The sequence below is a fragment of the Streptomyces sp. WAC 01529 genome (assembly GCF_003945545.1).
In the GTDB taxonomy this organism is placed as follows: Bacteria; Actinomycetota; Actinomycetes; order Streptomycetales; family Streptomycetaceae; genus Streptomyces; species Streptomyces anatolicus.
On sequence record NZ_CP029617.1, the window covers coordinates 2,847,014 to 2,872,017 of the forward strand.

19 protein-coding genes are annotated in these 25,004 nt (G+C 72.8%); 11 read left to right on the plus strand and 8 right to left on the minus strand.

Annotated elements, in window-relative coordinates:
• Window positions 1-67: 67 nt before the first annotated feature.
• From DMA15_RS12785 to DMA15_RS12815, 7 genes are all read left to right on the plus strand, one after another.
• Window positions 68-334: a hypothetical protein gene (locus DMA15_RS12785; RefSeq protein WP_240659772.1), complete on the plus strand. Its 267-nt coding sequence runs from the start codon at window positions 68-70 to the stop codon at window positions 332-334.
• Entirely contained in the window at window positions 331-870 is a 540-nt protein-coding gene (locus tag DMA15_RS12790; protein WP_240659773.1) for a hypothetical protein, read from the plus strand. The genes DMA15_RS12785 and DMA15_RS12790 overlap by 4 nt, the downstream gene beginning before the upstream one ends.
• An 11-nt stretch (window positions 871-881) precedes the next feature.
• Window positions 882-1,400, plus strand: coding sequence for a hypothetical protein (locus DMA15_RS12795; RefSeq protein ID WP_125512893.1), 519 nt, complete (start codon window positions 882-884; stop codon window positions 1,398-1,400).
• On the plus strand, window positions 1,397-2,038 hold the full coding sequence (locus tag DMA15_RS12800) for a hypothetical protein (protein ID WP_125512894.1): 642 nt from the start codon (window positions 1,397-1,399) through the stop codon (window positions 2,036-2,038). Before DMA15_RS12795 ends, DMA15_RS12800 begins: the two co-directional genes overlap by 4 nt.
• A 972-nt stretch (window positions 2,039-3,010) precedes the next feature.
• A complete protein-coding gene (locus tag DMA15_RS12805; RefSeq protein WP_240659774.1) occupies window positions 3,011-4,786 on the plus strand; it encodes a hypothetical protein in 1,776 nt (591 codons plus the stop codon).
• A gap of 76 nt (window positions 4,787-4,862) precedes the next feature.
• Entirely contained in the window at window positions 4,863-7,364 is a 2,502-nt protein-coding gene (locus tag DMA15_RS12810) for an NB-ARC domain-containing protein (protein ID WP_125512895.1), read from the plus strand.
• A 121-nt stretch (window positions 7,365-7,485) separates the two neighbouring features.
• A complete protein-coding gene (locus DMA15_RS12815; protein ID WP_125512896.1) occupies window positions 7,486-8,307 on the plus strand; it encodes a hypothetical protein in 822 nt (273 codons plus the stop codon).
• Here DMA15_RS12815 and DMA15_RS12820 read toward each other — a convergent pair.
• Entirely contained in the window at window positions 8,274-10,232 is a 1,959-nt protein-coding gene (locus DMA15_RS12820) for an AMP-dependent synthetase/ligase (protein WP_125512897.1), read from the minus strand. The two genes, DMA15_RS12815 and DMA15_RS12820, sit on opposite strands and share 34 nt — an antisense overlap.
• 127 nt (window positions 10,233-10,359) lie before the next feature.
• Between DMA15_RS12820 and DMA15_RS12825 the strand changes: the two genes are divergently transcribed.
• Complete coding sequence (locus DMA15_RS12825; RefSeq protein ID WP_125512898.1) at window positions 10,360-12,099, plus strand: hypothetical protein; 1,740 nt, start codon at window positions 10,360-10,362, stop codon at window positions 12,097-12,099.
• Window positions 12,100-12,157: 58 nt separating this feature from the next.
• Window positions 12,158-12,517 carry a VOC family protein gene (locus tag DMA15_RS12830; RefSeq protein WP_125512899.1) on the plus strand — a complete coding sequence of 120 codons (360 nt, stop codon included), beginning with the start codon at window positions 12,158-12,160 and terminating at the stop codon, window positions 12,515-12,517.
• 76 nt (window positions 12,518-12,593) lie between these two features.
• On the opposite strand, the gene DMA15_RS12835 is transcribed toward DMA15_RS12830, so the two are convergent.
• Window positions 12,594-13,457 (minus strand): ABC transporter permease, encoded by an 864-nt coding sequence (locus DMA15_RS12835; RefSeq protein WP_125512900.1) that lies wholly within the window; start codon window positions 13,455-13,457, stop codon window positions 12,594-12,596.
• On the minus strand, window positions 13,454-16,117 hold the full coding sequence (locus DMA15_RS12840) for an alpha/beta fold hydrolase (RefSeq protein ID WP_164551748.1): 2,664 nt from the start codon (window positions 16,115-16,117) through the stop codon (window positions 13,454-13,456). The genes DMA15_RS12835 and DMA15_RS12840 overlap by 4 nt, the downstream gene beginning before the upstream one ends.
• Before the next feature lie 109 nt (window positions 16,118-16,226).
• Here DMA15_RS12840 and DMA15_RS12845 point away from each other — a divergent pair, with 109 nt between their 5' ends.
• A complete protein-coding gene (locus tag DMA15_RS12845) occupies window positions 16,227-16,697 on the plus strand; it encodes a GNAT family N-acetyltransferase (RefSeq protein WP_125512901.1) in 471 nt (156 codons plus the stop codon).
• Window positions 16,698-16,737: 40 nt separating this feature from the next.
• On the plus strand, window positions 16,738-17,964 hold the full coding sequence (locus tag DMA15_RS12850; protein WP_125512902.1) for a pyridoxal-phosphate dependent enzyme: 1,227 nt from the start codon (window positions 16,738-16,740) through the stop codon (window positions 17,962-17,964).
• A gap of 40 nt (window positions 17,965-18,004) precedes the next feature.
• Here DMA15_RS12850 and DMA15_RS12855 read toward each other — a convergent pair whose 3' ends face one another.
• The 5 genes from DMA15_RS12855 to DMA15_RS12875 all read right to left on the minus strand — a co-directional run bounded on the left by DMA15_RS12855 (window position 18,005) and on the right by DMA15_RS12875 (window position 24,981).
• Window positions 18,005-19,456 (minus strand): APC family permease, encoded by a 1,452-nt coding sequence (locus DMA15_RS12855; protein WP_125512903.1) that lies wholly within the window; start codon window positions 19,454-19,456, stop codon window positions 18,005-18,007.
• A gap of 393 nt (window positions 19,457-19,849) precedes the next feature.
• Entirely contained in the window at window positions 19,850-21,352 is a 1,503-nt protein-coding gene (gene mmsA / locus DMA15_RS12860; protein ID WP_125512904.1) for a CoA-acylating methylmalonate-semialdehyde dehydrogenase, read from the minus strand.
• Between the two features lie 17 nt (window positions 21,353-21,369).
• Window positions 21,370-23,259 carry a 3D-(3,5/4)-trihydroxycyclohexane-1,2-dione acylhydrolase (decyclizing) gene (iolD, locus tag DMA15_RS12865; RefSeq protein WP_125512905.1) on the minus strand — a complete coding sequence of 630 codons (1,890 nt, stop codon included), beginning with the start codon at window positions 23,257-23,259 and terminating at the stop codon, window positions 21,370-21,372.
• The gene (gene iolB, locus DMA15_RS12870; protein WP_125512906.1) at window positions 23,256-24,068 is read right to left on the minus strand and encodes a 5-deoxy-glucuronate isomerase; all 813 of its coding nucleotides are present in this window, start codon (window positions 24,066-24,068) and stop codon (window positions 23,256-23,258) included. The genes iolD and iolB overlap by 4 nt, the downstream gene beginning before the upstream one ends.
• Before the next feature lie 28 nt (window positions 24,069-24,096).
• The gene (locus DMA15_RS12875) at window positions 24,097-24,981 is read right to left on the minus strand and encodes a deoxyribose-phosphate aldolase (RefSeq protein ID WP_125517694.1); all 885 of its coding nucleotides are present in this window, start codon (window positions 24,979-24,981) and stop codon (window positions 24,097-24,099) included.
• Window positions 24,982-25,004: the final 23 nt, after the last annotated feature.

Below are 25,004 nucleotides of genomic sequence, written 5' to 3' on the forward strand. Positions count from 1 at the left end.
CGGAACCAGAGGCGACCCGGAACCAGATTCCGGGTCGCCTCTGCATGTTCGCTCTACGGTCCGTGACATGACGACGACTCAGCGAACTTGCCGAGGGGTGACGTTGACCGCCAACCCTTCGCAGGGCGTACGCATCGTGCGGGACGGATCGTTAGAGACGACCAACGCCGGCCGCTTCGCGCTGCCGCTGTCGGTCACGCAGAACGGCACCGAGCTCGGGGTCGGTCGGCTGATCTTGACATTCGATACTGCCGCCGAGCTGCACGCCGAGCTCGGGCGCATGCTCGCCGAGTCGATCCCCCCGACTACTCCGGATGAGCGGAGCGAGACGTGACCACGAACGAGGCGCTGCCACAGCGCACGCCGGCACACAGCACACAAGACAGAATCCGACGCGCGAACCTAGCGGACGCCGCAGGAGGGTTCGACGGGTTCGTGCCCCTCGAATGGCTCAAGATGAGCGGCGCCCCCGTGAGCGAAACACTCATCGCGTGGAGTCAGGGGAAGCTCGCTGAGATCCCCGCGGGGGTGCAGTGGGATGTCGTACAGATGGAGCGTCGCCGCGGTTGGCGAACCGTGACGGCGCTGCGGACCGCCGGCGCGACCATCGGCCCCGTGTTGCACAGCGAGTCACACATCGAGGTACTCGTGCCCTTGGGCTCGGCCGCCGACTGGGACCAGGACGGCGCGACCGTACTCGGCCCGGGAGAAGCGTTGCTCGTGCCGCACCCTGCCGTCATCGCTCCCCACACACAGAACGCGCGGTCGTGGATCGTCGCTCCGAAAGGCGCGGTGTTCACGGACGGCGCCGCCCTGTACGAGGCGTACGCCGCCGCGGGCGCGAACATGTCCATGGGCGGCACCCGATGAACGCGGGCAGAGTGGCACACGCAGAGATTGCCCCGCCAGCACCGTCGACAGGGCTGATCCTCTCGCTCACGGTCCGTACGTCGCTCGAGCACACTGCCGAGGGGAAGATGTTCGGCGTCGTGATGCTCACCTATCCGGCACCGCAGTTCGGCGAGGTCGATCAAGACGACGTCGAGCTCAAGATGCGAGGCGTCGCAGCATCCCTTGGCGCCGCTCCCTATGGCGGGCCCGTGCCTACCGTCGGCGCGCGTATCCACATGCAGGGCGCAGACGCGGCACTGTGGTTCAAGGGCTGCGACTTCGGTCTGCGGCTCAAACATCCCCGATGGGCGTCCGCGGCCGCACGTCTCGACGAAGTGCTGCTCGTCGTCGGGCTCGCGGAATTGTCGCCGGGGGCGACCCGGGCCGAGGTAGACGAGTACAGAGTGCACCTAGCTACGAACCGCGATCTGTACGTTGCCCGAACACAGATCGCCCCGCCGAACGCTGTCCACGATTGCGTTGCTGCCGCTTTGAGGCGGTGCCTGTGAGCACGGCACCGAGCCGGCCCGGCGTCGTACCGCACATCGCGTCGTGGTCCGCTGAGAATCTGCCCAAGAATCTTCCCGAGCCGGTCATCGCCTTCGCCGGCGTGGGCGGCATCGCATACCCCGACGAGACCCCCGAGGACCGCGACGATCGCGGCGTGCTCTGGCGTCGGCAAGGAGACGCGCAGGGCGAGGGCAAGGCACAGTACGGCAAGGTGCACGGCCCGCGGCAGCGCGAAGTGATGCACCGGCTCCTCTGCCAGGTATGCGGCGGGCCCGCGGATCGTGACGACCGCGGCATGCTGTGGCTGCTCGAGGACAACCGAACCGACTGGAAAGACTGGCCGGAGAATCTACTCACGGCTCACCCTCCCGTGTGCCTCCCTTGCGCCCGTCAAGCGGTTGTCGACTGCCCGCATCTACTGAAGGGTTCCGTCGCCGTGCGAGTCGCTGCGAGCGACGTCTGCGCGGTCTACGGCATGGTCTATTCGCCGGCCGGGCTGCGCCCGATGCCTCTGCATCTTGACGTCGTCGCCTACGGCGGCCGGATGGCGCCGTGGGTCCTCGCCGGGCAGCTCGTGCGCGGGCTGAACGGCTGCACGATCGTCGACCTTCGGGCAGAGCTCGACGGTCGGCACTGAGACAGGGGCGGTCCGTCATGACGCGCTCTGACGGTCCGCCTCGCACCGCCTCCCCTTCGCGGGGAGATACGAAGCCCGTCCACGTCACCCCGAAGGAATCTCACCGATGGTCACTCAGAACGCCGAGCGCTGTACTGCCCCGGTTCAGGCAGAGGTGTGCGGAGGCTGCCCCGGAACCGACAGATCGTCGTGTTGCCGCAGGGGCGGCGGTCCGATGCTGGCCGCCGGTCACCGATCGGTCGACGACGGTCAAGCCGACGCCACCGGTCGGCACTGAGACAGGGGCGCTCGGCGGTTGATCCCCCGATCCTGCCGGGCGCCCCGTTGCATTCCCCGGGGATATGCCATTGCGGAATCGTGTCTACTACATCCAATGTAGTGAACGAAGGCAACCACCCCCCGACCTGAGCCGACGCGGCAGGCAGCTTCGCGCGAGGTGTGCCGTTCCGTTCCGATGACGGAGTCGCGTCGTGACGCCGCCCCGAGCCCCTACAGTGGGCCCGGGGCGGTCGTCGTCTGGGCCCGTGATGCGCCGTCAGTATCCGGCCAAGATGGCGGCGAAATGACACCAAGCGCTTCGGCAAATTTCGTTCACGCGCGACCGGCAAAGACGCAGGTGAGCACATCGCACAAGCCCTGACACCTTCTAAGCGCTTGGCCGCAGGTTCGAGTCCTGCCGGGGGCGCCAACAGCCTCTCCCGCACGACCGGCAGCGCCGCGCCTCTCCGCGGTGCCCCGCGCCCGCTTGCCGACGGCAGTTCTACAATGAGGCCCCACGCCGCCGACCTGGGGTTTCCGCGCGTGGCCTGGCAGGGACCGGAGAGGTTGCGAGCGAGCTTGAGATCCGCTACCCACACTGACCGCGAACCGCGAACCGCGAACCGCGAACCGCGAACCGCGAACCGCGAACCGCGAACCGCGAACCGCGAACCGCGAACCGCGTAACCCGCGCTGAGCGCGAGGGGGCTCGGGGTGGCCGCGCGGTCCGCTGACATTCCGTTCCTGCGCGCCCCCGTCGGGCACGACGCCCACCGCTGGAGCACGTTCCCCGGTGAACGCAGGCTCGTCGTCGCCACGCGCACCCTCACGTCGACGATCCGCGTCCTGGAGACGCTGCCCTCGGTGCTGCGCGCGGACCCCCGGGTGACGGTCGTCTTCGCGCACGACCCGACGTCCGCCTTCGGCGACGGCTCGCTCGATCTGCTGTACGACTCGGGGTGCCGTGTCATGCCGTGGGACCAGTTGGCCCACATCGACCCCGACCTGATCCTCAGCGCGAGCGAGAACATCGAGGTGCCGGAAGGTAACTGCCCGGTCCTCGTGCTCCCGCACGGCATCGGTTTCCAGAAGTACGTGCCCGACTCCCGCGCCCCCCGCAGCCGTCTGTCCGGCGTGGCACCCGACGCGCTCCTCGAAGCGGGCCGGGCCTGGACGGCCGTATCGCATCCGGAACAGGAGCGGCAGTTGCTCGCCGCGCACCCGAAGAGCGCCGGACGCACCCTGCTCATCGGCGATCCCTGCCTCGACGAACTGCTCGTCAGCGCGGACCGGCGTGACGACTACCGGCGCGCGCTCGGGGTCGCCGACGGCCAGCGCCTGGTGCTGGTCAGCTCGACGTGGGGGCCGACCTCTCTCATCGGCCGCGACCCCGGGCTGCCCGCGCGTCTCCTCGCCGGTCTGCCCTGGGACGAGTACCGCGTCGCGCTGGTACTGCATCCGAACGTATGGGCGGCCCATGGCGCCTGGTACCTCCGCGCCCTTCAAGCCGAGGCGCTCGACGCCGGTCTCCTGCTGATTCCGCCGGTGCACGACTGGCGCCCCGCGCTCGTGGCCGCCGACACCGTCATCGGCGACCACGGCTCGGTCACGCTGTACGGCGCCGCGCTGGGCAAGCCCCTGGCCCTCGCCGCATACGGGACGGACGCCGTGCCCGGCACCGCGGGCGCCGACCTGGCGGGGCTCGCCCCCCGCTTCGACCCCGAGGGCAGCCCGCTGCGGCAGATCGAGGCCCTCGTACGAGACCACGCGGACGAGCCCGAGCGGTACGCCCCGGTGGCCGCCCGCGCCTTCGACGCGCCCGGCACCGCGCTCGCCCGGCTGCGTACCGCTCTGTACGACCTGCTCCGGCTGGAGCCGCCCGCGGCCGCCACCCCGCCCGCCCCGCTCGCGCTCACGGCACCCGCCAAGTCCGGGGCGGCTGTCGCCTCCTGGGTGGTCGGCTCCCACATGGAGGCCGACGCCGGTGGCCGGGTCACTGTGCGCGTCAGCCGTGTTCCCGCCGCGGTCGCCGACGTACGGGGCGAGGAGGAGGGGGACCTCGACTCGCATCTCCGCGCCCAGTACTCGCATCTCCGCGCCCAGTACTCGCACCTCTGCGTCCGGCCTGACGAGGAACGCGACCGGCGGCTGACCGAGAGCGCCTCCGTCCTGGTGGCCTCCGCCCCCGCGCCCACACAGGTCGCGGCCCTGCGCTGGGTGCGTGACGCGCTGGCCGACCGGCCCGGAAGTCTGCTGGCCGCGACCGCGCTCTCCTCCGGGGAGTGCCTGGTGGCCCTCCGCGACGGCCGGACCGTCCTGGCGCGGGCCGCCTCGGGTTCCATGGACGCCGGGCTGGTCGCCGCGGTCGTCTACACCTTGCTCCGGGCAGGCCGCCCGACGGCCGACGGCCCGGTGACACTGCGCGTCGGCGACACGCGGAGCGACATCGAGCTGCTGCGCCCAAGTGCCCCACTACACACCCCTCCTTGATCACACTACGGTGGTCGTCGACACGCAGGCCGACGCTGATACGGCAGCCCGGCCGGTACGTGAAGGGGGCGGCCCGGTGGCAGTCGAGGTGGCGGCGATCGCCGCGTCGGGGGCGACGACCACGCTGGTCGGTCTCGCGGTCACCGACGCGTGGACGCGTACGCGGACCCTGCTCACCCGGCTGTTCAGCCGACGGCAGGAGGGCGCGGGCACGGAGGACTCCGACACCGAGGACGAGCAGCTCCGGACCGCCGTGGAGCAGGTGGCGGCGGCGCTGCGGTCGGAGGACCAGCACCGTCTGGGGGACGCCACGGACCGGCTGCGGCGCAGGCTGCGGCACGCGCTGCGGGAGGAGTCCGAGACGGCGCGGGAACTCGTCGTACTGCTGCGCGAGTTGCATGAGGAGGGCGAGCAGGGGTCCGCCTCCGCGGCGGCCCGCGCCACGCCTCCCGCGCAGGCGCTGACCGGCATCTCCTATGACGTACCGCCCGCGCCGCGCCCCGACGGGCCACCCTCCCAAGTCCCGTCGCTCCAAACCCGTTTCATCAACCGGACCGTGGAGATCGCCGACCTGTCCGGCGCCGGGGCGAGCGGCGCGGCGGGCGACACCGCCGCCGTCTCGCACGTCGACGTGCGCGTGCTCGCCGGGCCGCCGGGGGTCGGCAAGTCCGCCCTGGCCCGGCACTGGGCACACACGATGCGGGAGCGGTTTCCCGACGGGCGCCTCTACGTCGACTTCGCGGCGCTGCGCGCCCGTGCGGGCGGGGACGCGGACGCGGGCAGGAGCGGGGGCACGGGCGGGAGCGGGGGTGCGGACGTGACGGACGCCGTCGGCCACTGCCTGCGGTCCCTCGGCGTCGACGAGACACTCCTGCCGCCGTCCCTCGCCGAGCGGACCGCGCTCTTCCGTAGTCGTACGTCCGCGTTGCGGATGCTGCTCGTGCTGGATGACGTGACCGCGCCCGCGCAGGTGCGGGCCCTGATTCCGCAGGGGCCCGGCAGTGCCGTGCTCGCCACGAGCACCGCGCGGCTCGGCGAACTCGCCCTCGACGGCGCCCGGCCGCTGTCCCTGGAGCCCCTCACCCAGGACGCCGCGCTGCTCCTGCTGGCCGACCGGTGCGGCGAGGAGCGCGTCGCCGCCGATCCGGACGCGGCCCGCCGCGTGGCCGACCTGTGTTCCGGGCTCCCGGTCGCCCTCCACGTGGCGGCGGCACGCCTGGTGAACGACCGCCACCTCACCCTGGGGGCGCTCGCCGCCGAACTGGACGACGAGAAGCGCCGGTTGCCGGCGCTCAGCGTGGGAGGCGAGTCACCGGTCTCCGCCGTCCTGGACGCCTCCTATCGGCAGCTGACGCCGGAGCTGGCGCGCGGCTACCGGCTTCTCGGCCTCCTTCCCGGCCACTGCTTCGACGCGGCGACGGCCGCCGCCGCGCTCGGCTCCGACGTGGGCGCCGCCCAGCTGCTTCTCGACGTCCTGGAGGACATGAGCCTCCTTGAGACGGCGGAGGACCGCCGCTATCGGTTCCACGGACTCGTACGTGCCCATGCCCGCGCCCGCGCGTCGGCCGAGGAGCCTGAGAGCGCCGCATCCGACGTCGTACGGCGTGTCCTGACGCACTATCTGGCGCTCACCGCGTTCGCCGACCGCGCGGTGCGTGCCGACCGGACGCGTGTCGCCGATCTCCGTCCTCTCCTGGAGGGGCGGGCGGACCCGTTCGCGGCGCGTGGCGGTCCCGGGCCGCTGGAGTGGCTGGAGGCCGAGCGGGCCAACATCATGGCGGTGCTCCGCGCCGCCGGGGCGCACCGGCTGTACACCCAGGGGTGGCAGCTGGCGGAGTGCTTCACCGTGCTGTTCCTGCACCACCGGCATCTGGGCGACTGGCGGGAGTCGCTGGAGCTGGGTGCCCGGTACGCGCAGGCCTCGGTCGCCCCGGCGGCCGAGGCACGGCTGCGCAGCCTGCTTTCGCGCCCGCTCATGGACCTCGGTGAACACGCGGCGGCCGAGCGGGAGTTGACGGCGGCCCTGGCCTGCGCCGAGGTGTCCGGCGACACGGTGCTGCTCGCGTCCGCGCTGGAGTTCTCCGGGCGCTACTGGGACCGGTTCGACCCGGCACGCGCGATCGCGGCGTACGAACGTTCCATGGAGCTGAACGCGCGGGCCGGCGAGGTGCGCGGGGCCGCGATCGCCGCCTTCTTCCTCGGGCGCGCCCAGGACGCGAACGGCGAGCCCGCCCAGGCGCTCGCCACGCTCCGGCGGGCCCGCGCGGACCTGCTTGCCCTGCGCGACCCCGATCACCGCATGGCGGCCCGGGCCCACGCCGCGCTCGGCCGGGCCCTTGCCCACCTGGGCCGCACCGAGGAAGCCGTCCCCGCGCTGCGGGAGGCCGCGGGGGCGCTGCGGGAGCGCGAGGCGTACGCGTACGAGGCCGAGGCACTCCTTGACCTGGCCTCCCTCGCCGAACGCCCCGGCGCCGACCGCTCCCGCCTGCGGGAGGACCTGGCCAGGGCCCTGGCCATCCACGAGGAGATGGGCAGCCCCCGCGCCGAGGAACTGCGCGAACGGCTCCGCACGGCCTGAGCGATGTGCCGGTTCACGGGAACAGGCCGCCTGGGCGTGCCCGAGGGTGCGGGAAGGGGTGCCGTAATGTCTGGCCGTCTCGGGTGGAGTGGAATGAAGTGAATCTGGAGGGGCTGTCTTGGTGACGGTCAGGTGGCGTGTGGTCGTGGGGGCCGTCGGGGTTCTCGGGGTGCTCGGGGGTGCGGGGTGTGCCGCGCAGGAGGGGCGGGGGGAGGCGCAGGGTGGCGCGTCCGTCTCGGCCTCCGCGTCACCGCCACGGTCAGCCTCGCCACCCCGATCGCCCTCACCCTCGTCGCCGTCGCCCGAGCGGGCGCTGACCGTCCGGCAGCTCAAGGGGCTGCTGCTCCGGGCCGAGGACGTGCCCGGCGTGGAGGGCGTGACGGAGCAGGGGCCCGCTCCCCAGTACAAGCCGCGTGTCCTCGTGAAGGGCCCGGGCTGCCAGGACGTGTTCGACACGCTCGTCGCCAGCCACGCTTCCGCCTCCGTGCTCCAGGACTTCTGGGGGACGGACCAGCGCTGGGTCGGCAGGTCCTGGCTCTCCTCGTACGCGGGAAGCGAGGCCGAGAGGCGGTTCCGGGAGTTGTCGGCGGGGCTCAAGACCTGCCCGGCCCTGGTGGCGCGGACGCCCGAGGGGCAGCTCAACTCCCGGATCACCGTGCGGAAGGCCCCGGCCCTCGGCGACGAAGCCGTCGCCTTCGATCTGAGCATGGACAAGCCGGGCGGCTCGCGCGGCGCGGGTGGCCGGGAGGAGGCCACGATCACCGATCACCACCTCCTCGTACGCGTCGGCTCCCTCACCCTGGACGTCGGCGACCGGGGCGCGCAGGGCGACCCCCGGCTGTCCCTGGACGCCGTCGTCGACAAGCAGCTCGGCCGGATCGCGGCGCAAGCGCCTCCCTATGCCCGCTCCTACTCCCCGTCCTTCTCCCCGCCCGCGCCGTAGAGCGCCTCGATCTCGCGCGCGTACGCAGCCGTCACCGCATGGCGCTTGATCTTCAAGGACGGGGTGAGGAGTCCATTAGCCTCGGAGAACTCGCCGTCGATGATCGCGAACCTGCGGATGGACTCCGCTCTGGAGACCGCCGCGTTGGCGTGGTCCACGGCCCGTTGGACCTCCGCGATCATCTCCGGGTCGCGGGCCAGTTCGGCGAGCGGCGTCTCCAGGGGGCGTTTGCGCACGGCCAGCCAGTGCTCGACCGCCTCGGGGTCCAGGGCGACCAGCGCGGCGACGTAGGAACGGTTGTCCCCTACGACGAGGCACTGCCCCACGACCGCGCGGCCGCGGAGCCGGTCCTCCAGGACGGCGGGCGAGACGTTCTTGCCGCCGGAGGTGACGATGATGTCCTTCTTGCGGCCGGTGATGGTGAGGTATCCGGCCTCGTCCAGCGCCCCCAGGTCACCGGTGGCCAGCCATCCGTCGGTGAGCACGGCGTCCGTGGCCGCCGGGTTGTTCCAGTAGCCCTCGAAGACGATGCCGCCCTTGAGCAGCACCTCCCCGTCGTCGGCGATGCGCACGGCCGTGCCGGGCACGGGGAGGCCGACCGTGCCGGGGCGCGGGCGCAGCGGCGGGGTGATGGTGGCGGCGGCCGTGGTCTCGGTGAGGCCGTAACCCTCGTAGACGATGATCCCGGCGGCGTAGAAGAAGAGGTTGAGGTCGCGGTCGAGGGGGGAGCCGCCGCTGATCGCGTAGCGCAGGTTGCCGCCGACCTCCTTGCGGATGCGGCGGTAGACGAGGAGTTCGTACAGCGCCCAGCCGAGGCGCAGGCCGAGTGAGGGGCCCGGCCGGCTCGGGTCGAGGAACTTGTCCAGGTACGCCTCGCCGAACCGCACCGCGACCCGCTCGGCACGGTCGAAGGACGCGGCGCGGCCCATCTTCTCCGCGGTGGCCCGGCCGGTGTCGTGGATCTTCTCGAAGAGGTACGGGACGCCGACGAGGAACGTCGGCCTGAACGCGCGCAGTTCGGGGCGGAGTTCGTCGGGTTTGACGCTCGGGCAGTGGCCCAGTTCGATGCGGGCCAGCATGCAGGCGATCTGCAAGGAGCGGCCCAGGATGTGGGCGAGCGGCAGGAAGAGGAGCGTGGAGGCGACCTGCCCGGTGATCTCCTTGAAGACGGGGTGCAGGAGGTCGACCGTGTTGGCGGCCTCGGCGTGGAGGTTGCCGTGGGTGAGGACACAGCCCTTGGGGCGGCCCGTGGTGCCGGAGGTGTAGCAGAGGGTCGCGATGGAGTCCGGGGTGAGCGCGGAGCGCCGCTTGGTCACCTCCTCGTCGGACACGTCCCGGCCCAGAGCGGTCAGTTCCGCCATCGCGCCGCCGTCGATGTGCCGGATGCGGGGGCCGCCGTCGGGGGACGGGGCGGAGTGGGTGCGGAGGGCCTCCTCGGCCGTCGCCGCGTTCTCCGCCGTCTCCGCGATCAGGAGGCGGGCCCCGGAGTCCCGGACGATCCACTCGATCTGCTCCGCCGAGGACGTCGCGTAGATGGGGACGCTCTGGCCGCCCGCCGCCCAGATCGCGAAGTCCAGGACCGCCCACTCGTAGCGCGTACGTGACATCAGCGCGACCCGGCCGCCCGGTTCGAGGCCCGCCGCGAGCAACCCCTTCGCGATGTCGGTGACTTCGCGCGCGAAGGCGGCCGCGGTCACCGGATGCCAGCGGCCGCCCTCCTTGCGGCGCAGGACCACCGCGTCGGGGGCCTCGGCCGCGTTGGTGAACGGGATGTCGGCGGTGCTGCCCGCGGTGGCCCTCCCCACGAGCGGGGCGGTGCGGGCCTCGCGCACGGTCCCGTGCGCGTCCCTGACCAACTCGACCTCGGCGCGCCCCGCGAGGTCACTGCGGCGCTGGGCCCTTCTCAGATCCTTGCGTACGCCCATGACGGCTCCCCGGCTTCGGTTTCGGGGCAACTTACTCGCGCGTAAGGAAAAGACAATCCCCCCGGTTCTCGCGGGGGCGACGCCTGGGCGGCTCAAGGCGAGCGCGGGCCGGACCGATGTAGGGCCCATGACATCTACGTACTCCCCTGGTGTCCGAAAGGCGGAACCCCGCCCCACGGTCGACGCACCCCCAGGGCCCTGGCGGACCCGCGCCCGCCTGGGGCTCGCCCTCCTGCCCGCCCTGGTCATCGCCGTCGCCGGTTTCCAGCGGCGGTGGATGTCCGACGACGGGCACATCTACGTGCGGACGGTCCGCCAGGTCCTCGCGGGCAACGGGCCCGTCTTCAACCCCGGGGAGCGCGCCGAGTCGTCCACCGGGACCCTGTGGCAGTGGCTGCTCGTGGCGGCCGGTGCGCCGGGCGCGGACATCGCCACGGCGGCGATGTACGGCGGGCTGCTCCTGACCGCGGCCGGTTTCGCGCTCGCCGGGCTCGCGGCGCTCCGCCTGCACGGCGGGAGCGGCCGAGCGCACGGCGAGGGTGCCTTCCTGCTGCCCTGCGGTGCCCTGGTGCTGCTCGCGCTGCCGCCCGTCTGGGACTTCGCCACGTCCGGCCTGGAGACCGGGCTCGCCACCTGCTGGATCGCGGGCGCCTGGCTTGCGCTCGTCGCCCGGCCCCGCACCCTGGTGACCTGCGCGGTGCTCGGCCTCGGCCCCCTCGTGCGGCCGGACCTGGCGCTGGTGTCGGCGGTCTTCCTGGCCGCCCAGTGGATCGTGGCGCGCCCCTCGTGGCGCGGGGCCCTCGCGGGCGCCGGTGCCGCCGGGGCGCTCCCCCTCTCGTACGAGATCTTCCGCATGGGCTACTACGGGCATCTGATGCCGCTGCCCGGCGTCACCAAGGAGGCCTCGCGGAGCCTGTGGGGGCGGGGGGCCGACTACCTCTGGGACTTCGCGGGGCCGTACGTGCTGTGGCTCCCGCTCCTGATGACCGTCGCGGCGGTCCTCGCCTCCGGCCCCGTGCGGGGGTGGGGGCGAGGGCGCGGCACCGGGGCCGCGTCCGCGATCGCTCCCGTGGCGGCCCCCGTGCTCGCGGGCGCCCTGTGCTGGCTCTACGTCATCAAGGTGGGCGGCGACTTCATGCACGGGCGGATGTTCCTGCCGGGGCTGCTGCTGATGCTGCTGCCCGTCTTCCTGGTGCCCGTCACGCGCGCGTGGACGATCGTCGCCGCCGGGGTCGCGGTGTGGGCGGTGGCGTGCGCGGCGGTGCTGCGGGTGCCGTACGAGGGGCGGATCGGGCCGGCCGGTGTCGCCGACGAACGGGGGGTCTACGTACAGCAGAACGCCGCCCCCCACCCCCTGCACCACGACTTCGCGGGGCAGCCGGGCAACAGGGCCTACGCCGCTCTCGTACGGAAGCGGGTGCGCGCGGGCGCGCCCACGCTGCTCCTCGCCCACACCCCGGTGCCCGCGGCCCGGCCCGGCGTGACGGGGATCTACAACACGCTGGGCTTCAGCGGTTCCGTCATCCCGCTCTCCGGGGCGGCCCTGGACCCGATCGGGCTCGCCTATCCGCTGGCGGCGCACTCGGAGGGCTTCAACGGTCGGGTGGGCCACGACAAACGGCTCCCGGACGAGTGGATCGTCGCCGAGCGCGGTGTCGCCGACGGCCTGCCCCGGGGGCTCGACCCCGCCCGCGTCGACGCCGCCCGCCGCGCCCTGCGCTGCGAGCCGTTCGCCGAGCTGCGGGCGGCCACGCGGGCGCCGATGACGGCCGGGCGGTTCTGGCGGAATCTGACGGGGGCCGTGGAGCTGACCGCGTTCCGGTTCCCCAATGATCCGGTGCGGGCGGAGCGGGAGTTGTGCGGATAGCGGGGGCCGGCGGCGCCGGTGACGGCGGAGCGCGGTCACCGAGCGCTACGCTCGCGGAATGACCTTGGAATGGGAGCAGGTTGTCATCGACGCGACGGACCCCGAGGCGCTGGGGCGCTGGTGGGCCGAGGCCCTCGGCTGGACGGTGGTCGAGAGCTCCGACGACGAGTATGAGATCAGGCCGGAGCCGGGCCGCCTTCCGAGCCTGCTCTTCGGGCGGTCGCCGGAGAAGAAGACCGAGGTGAAGAACCGCGTCCACCTGGACTTCCGCCCGGACGACCGGGACGCCGAGGTCGCCCGCCTCCTGGCCCACGGGGCCCGGCACGCCGACGTCGGCCAGAGCGGCGACGAACCGTGGGTCGTACTGCTCGACCCGGAGGGCAACGAGTTCTGCGTGCTCGGCCCGCGCCACGGCTGAGGCCCGCGCCATGGCTGAAGGCCGCGCCACGGCTGAGGCCCTCGCCGGGCTGAAGGCGCCCCTCAGCCCCAGCCCCTCAGCTCACCACGTCCTTGCGCGCGAAGCCCCGGAACGCCAGCGCGAAAAGCACCAGCGCGTACGTCAGCGAGACCGCCGCCCCCTGGATCATGCCGCCCCACTCGGGGCGCGGCTGGATGAGGTCCGCCCAGGCGAACTGCCAGTGCGCGGGGAGGAAGTCGCGCCAGTGACCGAGCGCGGTGACCGCGTCCAGGACGTTGCCGACGATGGTGAGGCCGACCGCGCCGCCGACCGCGCCGAGCGGCGCGTCGGTCTTCGTCGACAGCCAGAACGCGAGGCCCGCGGTGACCAGCTGGGAGACGAAGACGTACGCGACGGCGATCAGCAGGCGGCGCGCCGCCGTGCCCGCGGGCAGCACGCCGCCGGTGGGGATCTCCAGCGGCCCCCAGCCGTACGCCACCGTGCCGACCGCGAGCGCGACCAGCGGGAGCAGCACCATGGCGGCGGCGCTGAGGCCGAGCGCCACGGCGAGCTTGGACCAGAGCAGGCGGGCCCGCGGCACGGGAGCCGCAAGCAGATAGCGCAGTGACGACCAGCTCGCCTCGGAGGCGACCGTGTCCCCGCAGAAGAGCGCGACGGGGATGACGAGGAGGAAGCCCGCCGACACGAACAGGCAGGTCGCCGCGAAGTTCGCCGCGGACGCCGTGGCCGTATCCATCAGGGTCACCTCGGCGCTGCGCCCGCCCGGCGAACCGGCGACGGCGAACGCGGTGACGAGGACGAGGGGCAGCAGCGCCATGATGCCGCCCATCACGAGCGTGCGGCGCCGCTTCAGCTGGCGGACCGCCTCGACCCGCAGCGGCAGCGTGTGTCCGGCGCGGTAGCCGGGCGCCGTGGGGCGCTCCAGGGTGGGGGCGCTCATGCGGTGCCTCCGATCAGGGTGAGGAACGCGTCTTCGAGGCGGCGGTGCGGGCCCATCGACTCCACGGGCACGTCCAGGCGCACCAGTTCGGGCAGGAGCCGGGCGCCGCTCGCGCTCTCCGTGCCGTCCAGGCGGATCAGGAGGCCGTCGTCGACGCGGACCGCGGAGGCGACGCCGGGCAGCGCGGCGATCTTGTCGAGCAGCGGGTCCGAGACGGCCGCCGCGAGCCCGACGAGGAGCGTGTCCCCGGAGCCGATGATCTCGGCGACCGGCCCGGCCTGGACGAGGCGGCCGCGGTCCATGACGACCAGGTGCGTGCAGGACTGCTCGACCTCGGCGAGGAGGTGGCTGGAGACGATGACCGTGCGCCCGCCGCGCGCGTAGCGGATCATGACCTCTCGCATCTCGCGGATCTGCGGCGGGTCGAGGCCGTTCGTCGGCTCGTCGAGGATCAGCAGGTCCGGCAGGCCGAGCATGGCCTGGGCGATGGCCAGGCGCTGGCGCATGCCCTGCGAGTACGTCCGCACGGACCGGGCCAGGGCGTCGCCGAGCCCGGCGATCTCCAGTGCCTCGTCCATGTGGGCGTCGTCGGCGGGGCGGCCGGTCGCCTTCCAGTACAGCTCCAGGTTCTCCCGGCCGCTGAGGTGCGGCAGGAAACCGGCGCCCTCGACGAACGCGCCGACCCGGGAGAGGACGGGCGCGCCCGGCACGATCGCCTGGCCGAAGACGCGGATCTCGCCCGCGTCGGGCCGGATCAGGCCCATCAGCATGCGCAGGGTCGTCGTCTTGCCCGCGCCGTTCGGCCCCAGGAGGCCGAGCACCTGGCCCTTCTCGACGCGGAAGGAGACGTCACGGACCGCGTACCGGTCGCTGGACTTGGCGTACCGCTTGCTCAAGTCCGTGATCTGGAGCGGCACTTCGGCGAGGGCGGGGTCGGGTGCGGGCGCCGACGTGCGGCGGCGGCCGGTGAGGAGCAGGCCGAGCGCGACGACGGCACCGGCGACCGGCAGCCACCACACCCAGGAGGGCAGGGGCGCGGCGGCGGTCCGCACGCCGGGGGCGGTCGGCACCTTCAGGTCGCTCTTGAGCGAGACGGTGTACTCGGCGGGCTCTACCGGTGAGGCGTACCCGAGGTCGGTGGAGGCGATCACGAGGCGCAGGCGGTGGCCCTTCTGCACCTCGTGGTCGACGGCGGGCAGGCGCAGCTCGACGTCCTTGCCCTCCTTGGCGCCCTCGACCCTTACCGGCGCGACCAGTTGGGAGGGCAGGACCTGCTGCTTCCCGTCGGGACTGACGTCGTACACCTTCGTGAAGAGCACCGCGTCGTCGCGGGAGGACTTCACATGGGCCAGGACCGTCGGCGCCCCGGTGATCCGCAGGTCCTCGCCGAGCGGCTTCGAATCGAACTTGGCGTGCTGCCCGGGGATGTCAAGGGAGACGCCGACGCCGAGGGAGGAGAGCCGGGAGAGGCCCCTGCCGCCGAGGCCGGGGAGGGTGGAGACGGCGGGCGGGCTGGCGCCCGCGGGGTTGTCGAAGGTCTGCTCGCGGCCGGTGAGCGGGACCGCGCGCCGGCCGCTCTCCAGGCCGGGGTAGGTGTCGCCGCTCGCGCCCCGCAGTTGGGCGGCGCCGTCGGTGGAGTCGATGCCTCCGGTGCGGGTGACGCGGAACGCGGGGCCGGTGTCGGCGCTCTTGTCGCCCTTCAGATAGCGGTCGAACCAGGCGCCGACGCGCTTCTCGACACGCCCGCGCTCGGCCTCACGCTCGCCGCCGTCGTGGCCGCCCGCGATCCAGTCGACGGTGACGGGCGCGCCGTTGGCACGGACCGCGCGGGCGATGGCGTCGCCCTGGCCGAGCGGGAAGAGCGAGTCGGTCTGGCCCTGCGCGAGGTACGTCGGCACGTCGATGCGGTCGCCGACGGCCGCGGGGCTGCGCGCCGCGAGCAGCTCGCGCGCCTTCGCATCGGGCTCTCCGGCGACCGCGACCCGGTTGTACATGGCGCACAGCTGCTTCTCGAACTTCTCGCAGCCGCCGCCGGTGTTGATGAACGAGCCGGTCCACAGCTTCTTGAAGACGCCGTCGGGGAAGAGCGCGTCCGCGAGGTTCCAGTAGGTGATCTGCGGGGCGATCGCGTCGACCCGCCGGTCGTACCCCGCGGCGAGCAGCGACACCGCCCCGCCGTACGACGCCCCGGTGACGCCCACGCGCGGGTCGCCGTCCTTGTCGAGCCGCACCTCGGGCCGCTCGGCCAGCCAGTCGATCAGCTTGGAGACGTCGGCGACCTCTGCCTTGGGGTCGTTGAGACCGATCTTGCCGGTGGACTTCCCGAAGCCGCGCGCGGACCAGGTCAGCACGGCATAGCCGTCCGCCGCCAGCTCCTCGGCCTGCTCGCGCACGTCCGCCTTGCTGCCGCCGAAGCCGTGGCCGATGAGGACGGCGGGGCGCTTGGCGGCGGGGTCCCCCGCGGTGAAGTACGAGGTGTCGATCTTCGCGCCGTCGGCGTCGAGCGTGCCGTCGGCGCGGTGCACGGAGGGGCTGTCGTCGGCGGCGACCGCCGTCCAGGTGCCCGCACCCGCGAGCACCACGACGGCGGCCGCCGCGGCGAGCAGCCGTCGTGGCCCGCGCGGTCCGGGAAGCCTGGGCCTGGGCAGTCGTAGATCCATGCGTCCACCGTACGGGCGGCCACCGACAACCGTGGCAGCCGCCGGTCTGAACTGTCCCGCATCCCCGGGGAGTAGACTCCGCGCCCCGCGTACCGCGATCGTGGTACGCATGGAGAACAGGCCCGCGTCAGAGAACAGGCCCCCGGCTGAGAGCAGGCCCCCGGCGGAGATCCGGCCCGCGACGACCGTCGCCGAGGTGGCCGCCGCCGGGCACCTCTTCGACGGCCCCGTCCGCCCCGAGGCGGCCCGCCGCTTCCTGGACACCCCCGGCCACCACCTCCTGCTCGCGTACGGGCAGGACGGCGGCGCCCCCATCGGCTTCATCAGCGGCGTCGAGACGGTCCACCCCGACAAGGGCGCGGAGATGTTCCTCTACGAACTCGGCGTGGACGAGCGCTTCCGCCGCCGCGGGGCGGGCCGCGCGCTGGTCCAGGCGCTGGCCGCGCTCGCGCGGGAGCGGGGCTGTCACGGCATGTGGGTCGGCGTGGACACGGACAACGAGGCGGCGCTCGCGACGTACCGGGGCGCGGGCGGCAAGGACGAGGGGCGGTTCGCGTCGGTCGGGTGGGAGTTCGGCTAGCCGAGGCACACCGCGTCAGGGGTGAACCTAGGCTGCACCTATGACATCTCAGGCCACACCCCCCATCTCCGGGGCCTCTCTCGCCACCGGCCAGCGCTCGCTCGGGGACCCGTCCGTCCGTTTCCCCCTGTGGCCGCCGCTCACCGCGGGCTGCCCGGTGACCAGCACCGAGAGCGTGTCGTACCCCGTCGAGGTCGACTACGCGTACGACAAGGTCCCCACCGGTCTCTTCACCGCGGCACCCGGGCAGCCGCGCGGCCACGAACGCTGGGCCCCGCTCCTGCCGCCACTGCACGCCCCCGGCCTCGGCGAGGGCGGCACGCCGCTGGTGCCGCTCGGCGAGGGGCTGTGGATCAAGGACGAGTCCCGCAACCCCACGTGGAGCCACAAGGACCGCATCAACCGCGTCACGGTCAGCGCGGCGGTCGGCGCGGGCGCGGAGGGCATCGTGGTCGCCTCGTCCGGTAACCACGGCGCCTCCGCGGCGGCGTACGCGGCGCGGGCGGGCCTGCGCTGCGTGGTGATCGGCTCGGCGGGGACGCCGCCCGCGGTCGACGCGTTCCTGCGGGCGTACGGGGCCGTGGTGCTGCCGGTGCCCGAGAGCGCGCGGTGGCCGCTGCTGCGGCGGATCGTGGAGCGGTTCGGCTACCACCCCGTCAGCAATGTGACGCCCACGCACACCGGGCACGCGTTCGGGCCCGAGGGCTACAAGACCCTCGCCTACGAGATCTACACCGAACTCGGCGTCCCCGGGGCGGTGTTCCTGCCCACCGGCTACGGCGAACTGCTCTTCGGCGTCTGGAAGGGCTTCGCGGAACTGGTCGCCCTCGGCCTCGCCGACCGGGTGCCCCGCATGTTCTCCTGCGAGCCCTCGACGGGGGGCCCGCTGGCCGCGGCGCTGCGGGACGGGGTCCCGGCGACGCGGGTCCCGGTCGGTGCGACCGCGGCGTACGCGATCAGCTCGGCGGTCGGCGGCTACCGCGGGGTCGTCGCCGTGCGGGAGAGCGGGGGCGGGGCGCTGCTCGTCTCCGACGCGGAGATGGAGGCGGCGAGGGCGGAGCTGGCGCGGGCGGGGCTCTGGGCGGAGCTGTCGGCCGCCGCGGGCCTCGCGGGGTTCCGCCGGCGCGGGGACGCGGCGCTGGACGGGCCCGTGGTGTGCGTGTCCACGTCCAGCGGGTTCAAGGACCGCGACCTGCTCTCCGCCGAGGGCTCGGCGGAGCTGGATCCGGAGGACTGGGCGGAGGTGGAGCGGCGGATCAGGGCCTGAGGGGCTCCTTTCCCGCCGCCTCCCGGGGACCTAGGAAGGCTCAGACGCCGGAGGGCCTGAGGGATTCCTCCCCGTCCTCCGGGACGCTCACCAGCCACCGCGTGTCGCGTCGCGGCCGCAGGTACAGCGCCCAGTACAGCGTCGCCACGACCACGATCCCGCCGGTCCACACGAGGTACTCCGCCTCCTGCTGGCTCAGCACGTACGCGAGTACGGCGATCAGCACCACGGGCACGGCCGGCCACAGCGGCATCCGCCAGGCCGCGCTGTGCCCGTGCGAGCCCCGCCGGGCGAGCAGCGCGGCGACCGCGACCAGGAGGTACATGCCGGTCACGGAGACGCCGGTCACCCCGTACAGCGTGTCCAGGTTGACGAAGCACAGGAGCGCGCCGGGGACGCCGACGAGGAGCGTGGCGATCCAGGGGGCGCCGGACGCGCCGAGCTTGGAGAGGGCCTTGTTGACCGGCGTGGGCCACGCCTTGTCCCGCGCGGAGGCGAACAGGACGCGGGAGTTCTGGATGACCATGACGATGCCCGCGTTGATGATGGCGAGGGCCACGCAGAGGCTGACGAACGTGCCGACCGCCGAGTTCGACCAGGCCGTCACCATGGCGCTGATGTCGCCCTGGGTCAGGGCGGTGAGGCTCTCCGCGCCCATGGTGATCGCGATGACCGGCACCAGGATGATCACGGCGGAGATGCCGAGGGTGGCGAGGACGGTCCGCGCGACGTTGCGGCGCGGGTTCTCCAGCTCCTCGGAGAGGTAGACGGCCGTGGAGAAGCCCTGCGTGACGAAGAGGGCGATCGCGAGGCCGGAGACGATCAGCATGGCGGTGACGGTGTCGACGCCACCGGGGCCGGAACCGGCCACCGAGAGGTCCACGAGACTGCCCGGGCCGCGCTCGGCGTGGGCGAAGCCGAGGACGGCGACGACGCCCGCCGCGACGACCTCGAGTACCAGGAAGATGCCGGTGATCCACGCGTTGGCGCGCAGGTCGAGCAGGCCCGCGAGGGTGGCGCAGATCATGACGCCGGCGCCCGCGTAGGACGGGTCGAGATGGATGACCGGTGCCAGGTAGTCCGCCGTGCCCATGGCGATGACGGGCGGCACGATCATCACGACGAGCAGCGAGAGCACGAAGACCAGCCAGCCCGCCAGGCGCCCCGCCATGGTGGAGACCATCGCGTACTCACCGCCCGCGCTGGGGATGAGGGTGCCCAGCTCCGAGTAGCAGAACGCGACGCCCACGCAGAGCAGCGAGCCGATCGCGATGGTGAGCGCGGTGGCGGTGCCGAGCGAGGAGAAGAGGTCGGGGACGACCACGAAGAGCGTGGAGGCGGGCGTCACGCAGGAGAGCGTGAGGAGGGTGCCTCCCACGACGCCGATGGAGCGCTTGAGCTTCTGGGTGTCGCCCGGCACGGCCAGGGGCGCGAGGGGCGCCTCGGAGGTCTCGGCGGGGGCGGACGTGAGCGGGCGAAGCGTATCGGTCATACAGCGCGGTTCCGATCGACTCGTGCGGCAGGTTCTGCGGGGGGTCTGCTGGGGAGCCCTATCGCCTCCGAAGGCTGTCGAGCTGTCTTTCAGTGGCTCCCGGCGCGTCATCTCACCCCGGCGCTAACCGGAACGTCAACGGTCATTTACCTACGGAATCCGCAGCGCCCCCACCTCCCAAGTCGCCTCGCTTTCACAAGAGTTTGCCTCCTCGGGGCGCAATGAACATGCCGACGCCAGAGATGACCTTCGTATTGCAGGCGTATGAACACGGTCGCTTTCACTGCCCGAATTGCACCCTGTGCACGGGAACCGCAAGAGCGGCGTCAAAAAAGAATCAGGACCGTCCGAATTCCGGACGGCCCTGATGCACGCGCTGTCACGCGTGGTGACTCAGTGGTTGCGCGGGAACCCCAGGTCGACCCCGGCCGGCGCGTCCGACGGGTCGGGCCAGCGCGTGGTGACGACCTTGCCGCGCGTGTAGAAGTGCGTGCCGTCGTTGCCGTAGATGTGGTGGTCGCCGAAGAGCGAGTCCTTCCAGCCACCGAAGGAGTGATAGCCCACCGGCACCGGGATCGGCACGTTCACACCGACCATGCCCGCCTCGATCTCCAGCTGGAAGCGGCGGGCCGCGCCGCCGTCGCGGGTGAAGATCGCGGTGCCGTTGCCGAACGGCGAGGCGTTCATGAGCGCCACGCCCTCCTCGTAGGTGTCCACGCGCAGCACGCACAGGACCGGGCCGAAGATCTCGTCCCGGTAGGCCTTGGCGGTCGTCGGGACGCGGTCGAGCAGCGAAAGGCCGATCCAGTGGCCGTTCTCGTGGCCCTCGACCGTGTAGCCGGTGCCGTCGAGGACGACCTCGCAGCCCTCGGCCGCGGCGCCCGTGACGTACGAGGCGACCTTGTCGCGGTGGGCGGCGGTGATGAGCGGGCCCATCTCGGACGCCGGGTCGTTGCCCGGGCCGATCTTGATCTTCTCGGCGCGCTCCTTGATCTTGCCCACCAGCTCGTCGGCGATGGAGCCGACCGCGACGACGGCCGAGATGGCCATGCAGCGCTCGCCGGCGGAGCCGTAGGCCGCGGAGACGGCGGCGTCGGCGGCCGCGTCCAGATCGGCGTCCGGCAGGACCAGCATGTGGTTCTTGGCGCCGCCGAGCGCCTGCACGCGCTTGCCGTGGGCGGAGGCGGTGGTGTGGATGTGGCGGGCGATGGGCGTGGAGCCCACGAAGGAGACGGCCGCCACGTCCGGGTGTTCGAGGAGGCGGTCCACGGCCACCTTGTCGCCGTGCAGGACGTTGAAGACGCCGTCGGGCAGACCGGCCTCGGCGAGCAGCTCCGCGATCTTCATCGACGCGGACGGGTCCTTCTCCGAGGGCTTCAGGACGAAGGTGTTGCCGCAGGCGATGGCCAGCGGGAACATCCACATCGGCACCATCGCCGGGAAGTTGAACGGGGTGATGCCCGCGACGACGCCGAGCGGCTGGCGGATGGACGACACGTCCACGCGGCTCGCCACCTCCGTCGACAGCTCGCCCTTGAGCTGCACGGTGATGCCGCAGGCCAGGTCGACGATCTCCAGGCCGCGGGCGACCTCGCCGAGCGCGTCGGAGTGCACCTTGCCGTGCTCGGCGACGATCAGCTCGGCGATCGCGTCGCGGTTGGCGTCGAGCAGCGCGCGGAACTTGAAGAGGATCGCCGTGCGCTTGGCGAGCGAGGAGGTGCCCCAGGTCGCGAAGGCCTCGCGGGCGGCGGCGACGGCGGCGTCCACCTCGTCGACGGACGCGAACGCGACCCGCGTCGTGACGACGCCGGTCGCCGGGTCGGTGACCGGGCCGTAGTTGCCGGACGCGCCCTCGACGGCCTTCCCGCCGATCCAGTGATTGACCGTCTTCGTCATGACAAGCATCCCTACTCTCACAGGTGGCGGCGTCGGGCAGCGACGTGCCGGTCGTACTCTTCCCTGGCCTTGACCGCGGACACCCGGTTCGCCGTCTCGGCCACGGGCACATCCCACCACGCCTGCGCCGGGGGCGGCCCCGACACTGTGTCTGCCGTTTCCGTCTCCACATAGACACATGTGGGGCGGTCCGCGGCACGCGCCTCCGTCAGCGCCCCGCGCAGGTCACGCACGGTTTTGGCGCGCAGCACCCGCATCCCGAGCGAGGCCGCGTTGGCCGCGAGATCCACGGGCAGCGGGCCCGCGCTGTACGTCCCGTCCGGCGCGCGGAAGCGGTAGTCCGTGCCGAACCGCTCGCCGCCCACGGCCTGGGAGAGCCCGCCGATGGAGGCGTACCCGTGGTTCTGGAGGATGACGAGCTTGATCGGCACGTTCTCCTGGACCGCCGTGACGATCTCGGTGGGATTCATCAGATACGTCCCGTCGCCGACCAGCGCCCACACCGGCCGCTCGGGCGCGGCGAGCGCGACACCGATGGCCGCCGGGATCTCGTATCCCATGCAGGAGTAGCCGTACTCGACGTGGTACTGCCGCGGCGAGCGGGCCCGCCACAGCTTGTGCAGGTCGCCGGGGAGCGACCCGGCGGCGTTGATGACGATGTCGTCGTCGTCCACCAACTCGTCCAGGGCGCCGACCACTTGGGCCTGGGTGGGCCGCACGTCCGGCTCGTCCGCGTGGTACGCGGCGTCGACGCGCTGCTCCCAGCGGGCCTTGTCGCCCGTGTACTCGGCGGTGTAGTCGGCCGCGACGCGGTGGCCGCGCAACTCCCCCGCGAGGGCGTCGAGTCCGGCGCGCGCGTCGGCGATCAGGGTGGCGCCCGCCATCTTGTGGCCGTCGAACGGGGCCACGTTGAGGTTGAGGAAGCGCACCCCCGGCCGCTCGAAGAGGGTGCCGGAGGCCGTGGTGAAGTCGCTGTAGCGGGTGCCGACGCCGATCACCAGGTCGGCGGCGCGGGCCAGTTCGTTCGCCGTCGCCGTGCCCGTGTGGCCGATGCCGCCGACGTCCGCCGGGTGGTCGAAGCGCAGGGAGCCCTTGCCGGCCTGGGTGGAGGCGACGGGGATGCCGGTGGCGTCGGCGAACTCCCGCAGGGCGTCCTCGGCCGCGCTGTGGTGCACGCCGCCGCCCGCGATGACCAGGGGCCGCCGGGCCGCGCGCACCGCGTCCGCCGCGGCGGCGAGCTCCCGCGGGTCCGGTGCCGGCCTGCGCACGGCCCACACCCGCTCGGCGAAGAACTCCTCGGGCCAGTCGTACGCCTCGGCCTGCACGTCCTGCGGCAGGGCGAGGGTGACGGCACCGGTCTCCGCGGGGTCGGTGAGCACCCGCATCGCGGCGAGAGCGGCCGGAATGAGCGCTTCCGGCCGGGTCACGCGGTCGAAGTACTTCGAGACGGGCCGCAGGCAGTCGTTGACGGAGACATCGCCCGCGTACGCCACTTCGAGCTGCTGGAGCACGGGGTCGGCGGGGCGGGCCGCGAAGGTGTCGCCGGGCAGGAGCAGGACGGGCAGGCGGTTGACGGTGGCGAGGGCGGCGCCGGTGACGAGGTTGGTGGCGCCGGGGCCGATGGAGGTGGTGACGGCGTGGGTGGACAGGCGCCCGGACTGCCGGGCGTACCCGACGGCGGCGTGCACCATGGCCTGTTCGTTGCGCCCCTGGTGGAAGGGCATGTCGTCGGCGTACTCGACGAGCGCCTGCCCGATCCCGGCCACGTTGCCGTGCCCGAAGATCCCCCAGGTCGCGCCGATCAGCCGCCGCCGCTCGCCGTCCCGCTCGGTGAACTGCCGGCTCAGGAAGCGTACGAGCGCCTGCGCGGTGGTGAGCCGCACGGCGCCCGACTGGGTCCGCGTCATCGATATCCCTCCGTGTGGTCGGGGTGGAAGCAGATCCGCCACTCCCGCTCCTCGCCGGGTCCCGCCATGACGTTCAGGTAGTACATCGCGTGCCCCGGCTGGGCGACGGACGGGCCGTGCCAGCCGTCGGGCACGAGCACGGCGTCACCGGTGCGGACCTCGGCGAGGAGATCGGTACCACCCGCGCGGGAGGGGAAGACCCGCTGGTAGCCGAAGCCTTCACGCCCGCCGGGCGCCTCGATCTCGAAGTAGTAGATCTCCTCCAGCTCGGCCTCGACGCCCGGGCGGTGCTCGTCGTGCTTGTGCGGCGGATACGACGACCAGTTGCCGCCGGGCGTGATCACCTCGACGGCGATGAGGCGGTCGCAGTCGAAGGCGTCCGCGGAGGCGAAGTTGCGCACCTCGCGGGCGCAGCTGCCGCTGCCGCGGCTCTCGACGGGTACCTCCGGCGCGGGGCCGTAGCGGGCGGGGAGTCGACGCTCGCACTTCGCTCCTGCCAGGGCGAAGCGGCCTCCCGCGCCGGAGGCGATCTGGATTCGGGCGTCACGGGGCACGTAAGCGAAATCGGAGACTCCGCTGAACACGCCCTCCCTGCCCAGGAGTTCGATGGTCCCGTCTTCCGTGTGCACCGTACAGCCGCCGGTCAGCGGGAGCACGATCCATTCACTCTCCCCGGTGGCGAAGGAGTGGTTCTCACCGGGTCCCAGCTCGACGACGCGCAGCGCGGAGTGGACCCAGCCTGCCCGTTTCGGATCGATGTCGACGGCGTACGGTCCATGGGCCGCACTGCCTTTCGGTACGTACGTCATGTGGGCCTCCTCAGCCTGTCCGCCCCCGCTACAGCAGTCCTACGGCGGTGTCGACCGCCCCCGCCACATCCCCGTCGGGCGGATAGAGCAGCGCCCTGCCGACGACGAGACCCTGCACGGTGGGCAGCCGCAGGGCGCCGCGCCACTTCTCGTACGCGGCGTCCTGATCGTCCCCGATGTCGCCGCCGAGCAGCACGGCGGGCAGCGTCGAGGTCTCCATGACGCGGGCCATGTCGTCGGGGTTCTCGGTGACGGGGACCTTCAGCCAGGTGTAGGCGGAGGTTCCGGCGAGACCGGAGGCGATGGCGATGGACCGGGTGACGGCCTCGGCGCTCAGGTCGTTGCGGGGCGGCCCCGTGCCGTCGCGGTGTGTGCGGCGGGTGAGGAACGGCTCGATGAAGACCGGCAGCCCGCGCTCGGCCATGGCGTCGACGACGCGGGCGGCGGAGTGCAGCGTGGTCAGCGACCCGGGGTCGGCGTAGTCGACGCGCAGCAGCAGCTTGCCCGCGTCGAAGCCGAGCCGTTCGAGGTCCTCGGGCCGGTACCCGGTGAACCGGTCGTCCAGTTCGAACGCGGCGCCCGCGAGGCCGCCGCGGTTCATCGACCCCATGACGACCTTGCCGTCGAGGGCGCCGAGGAGCAGCAGGTCGTCGAGGACGTCGGCACTGGCGAGGACGCCGTCGACGCCGGGCCGCGACAGCGCGAGGCAGAGCCGTTCGAGGAGGTCACGCCGGTTGGCCATGGCGAACGGATCGCCCCCGACGCCGAGGGCCCCCCGGGCGGGGTGATCGGCGGCAACGATCAACAACCGCCGACCGTCGGCGAGGAGCCGTCGCCGGGGCCGCCGGGAGGCGGCTTCGAGGATGGCTTCGGGTCGGTGGGCCCGGATACGGGTGAGGTCAGCGAATTCCAGCCCCTCCGGCGGAAACTCCAGTC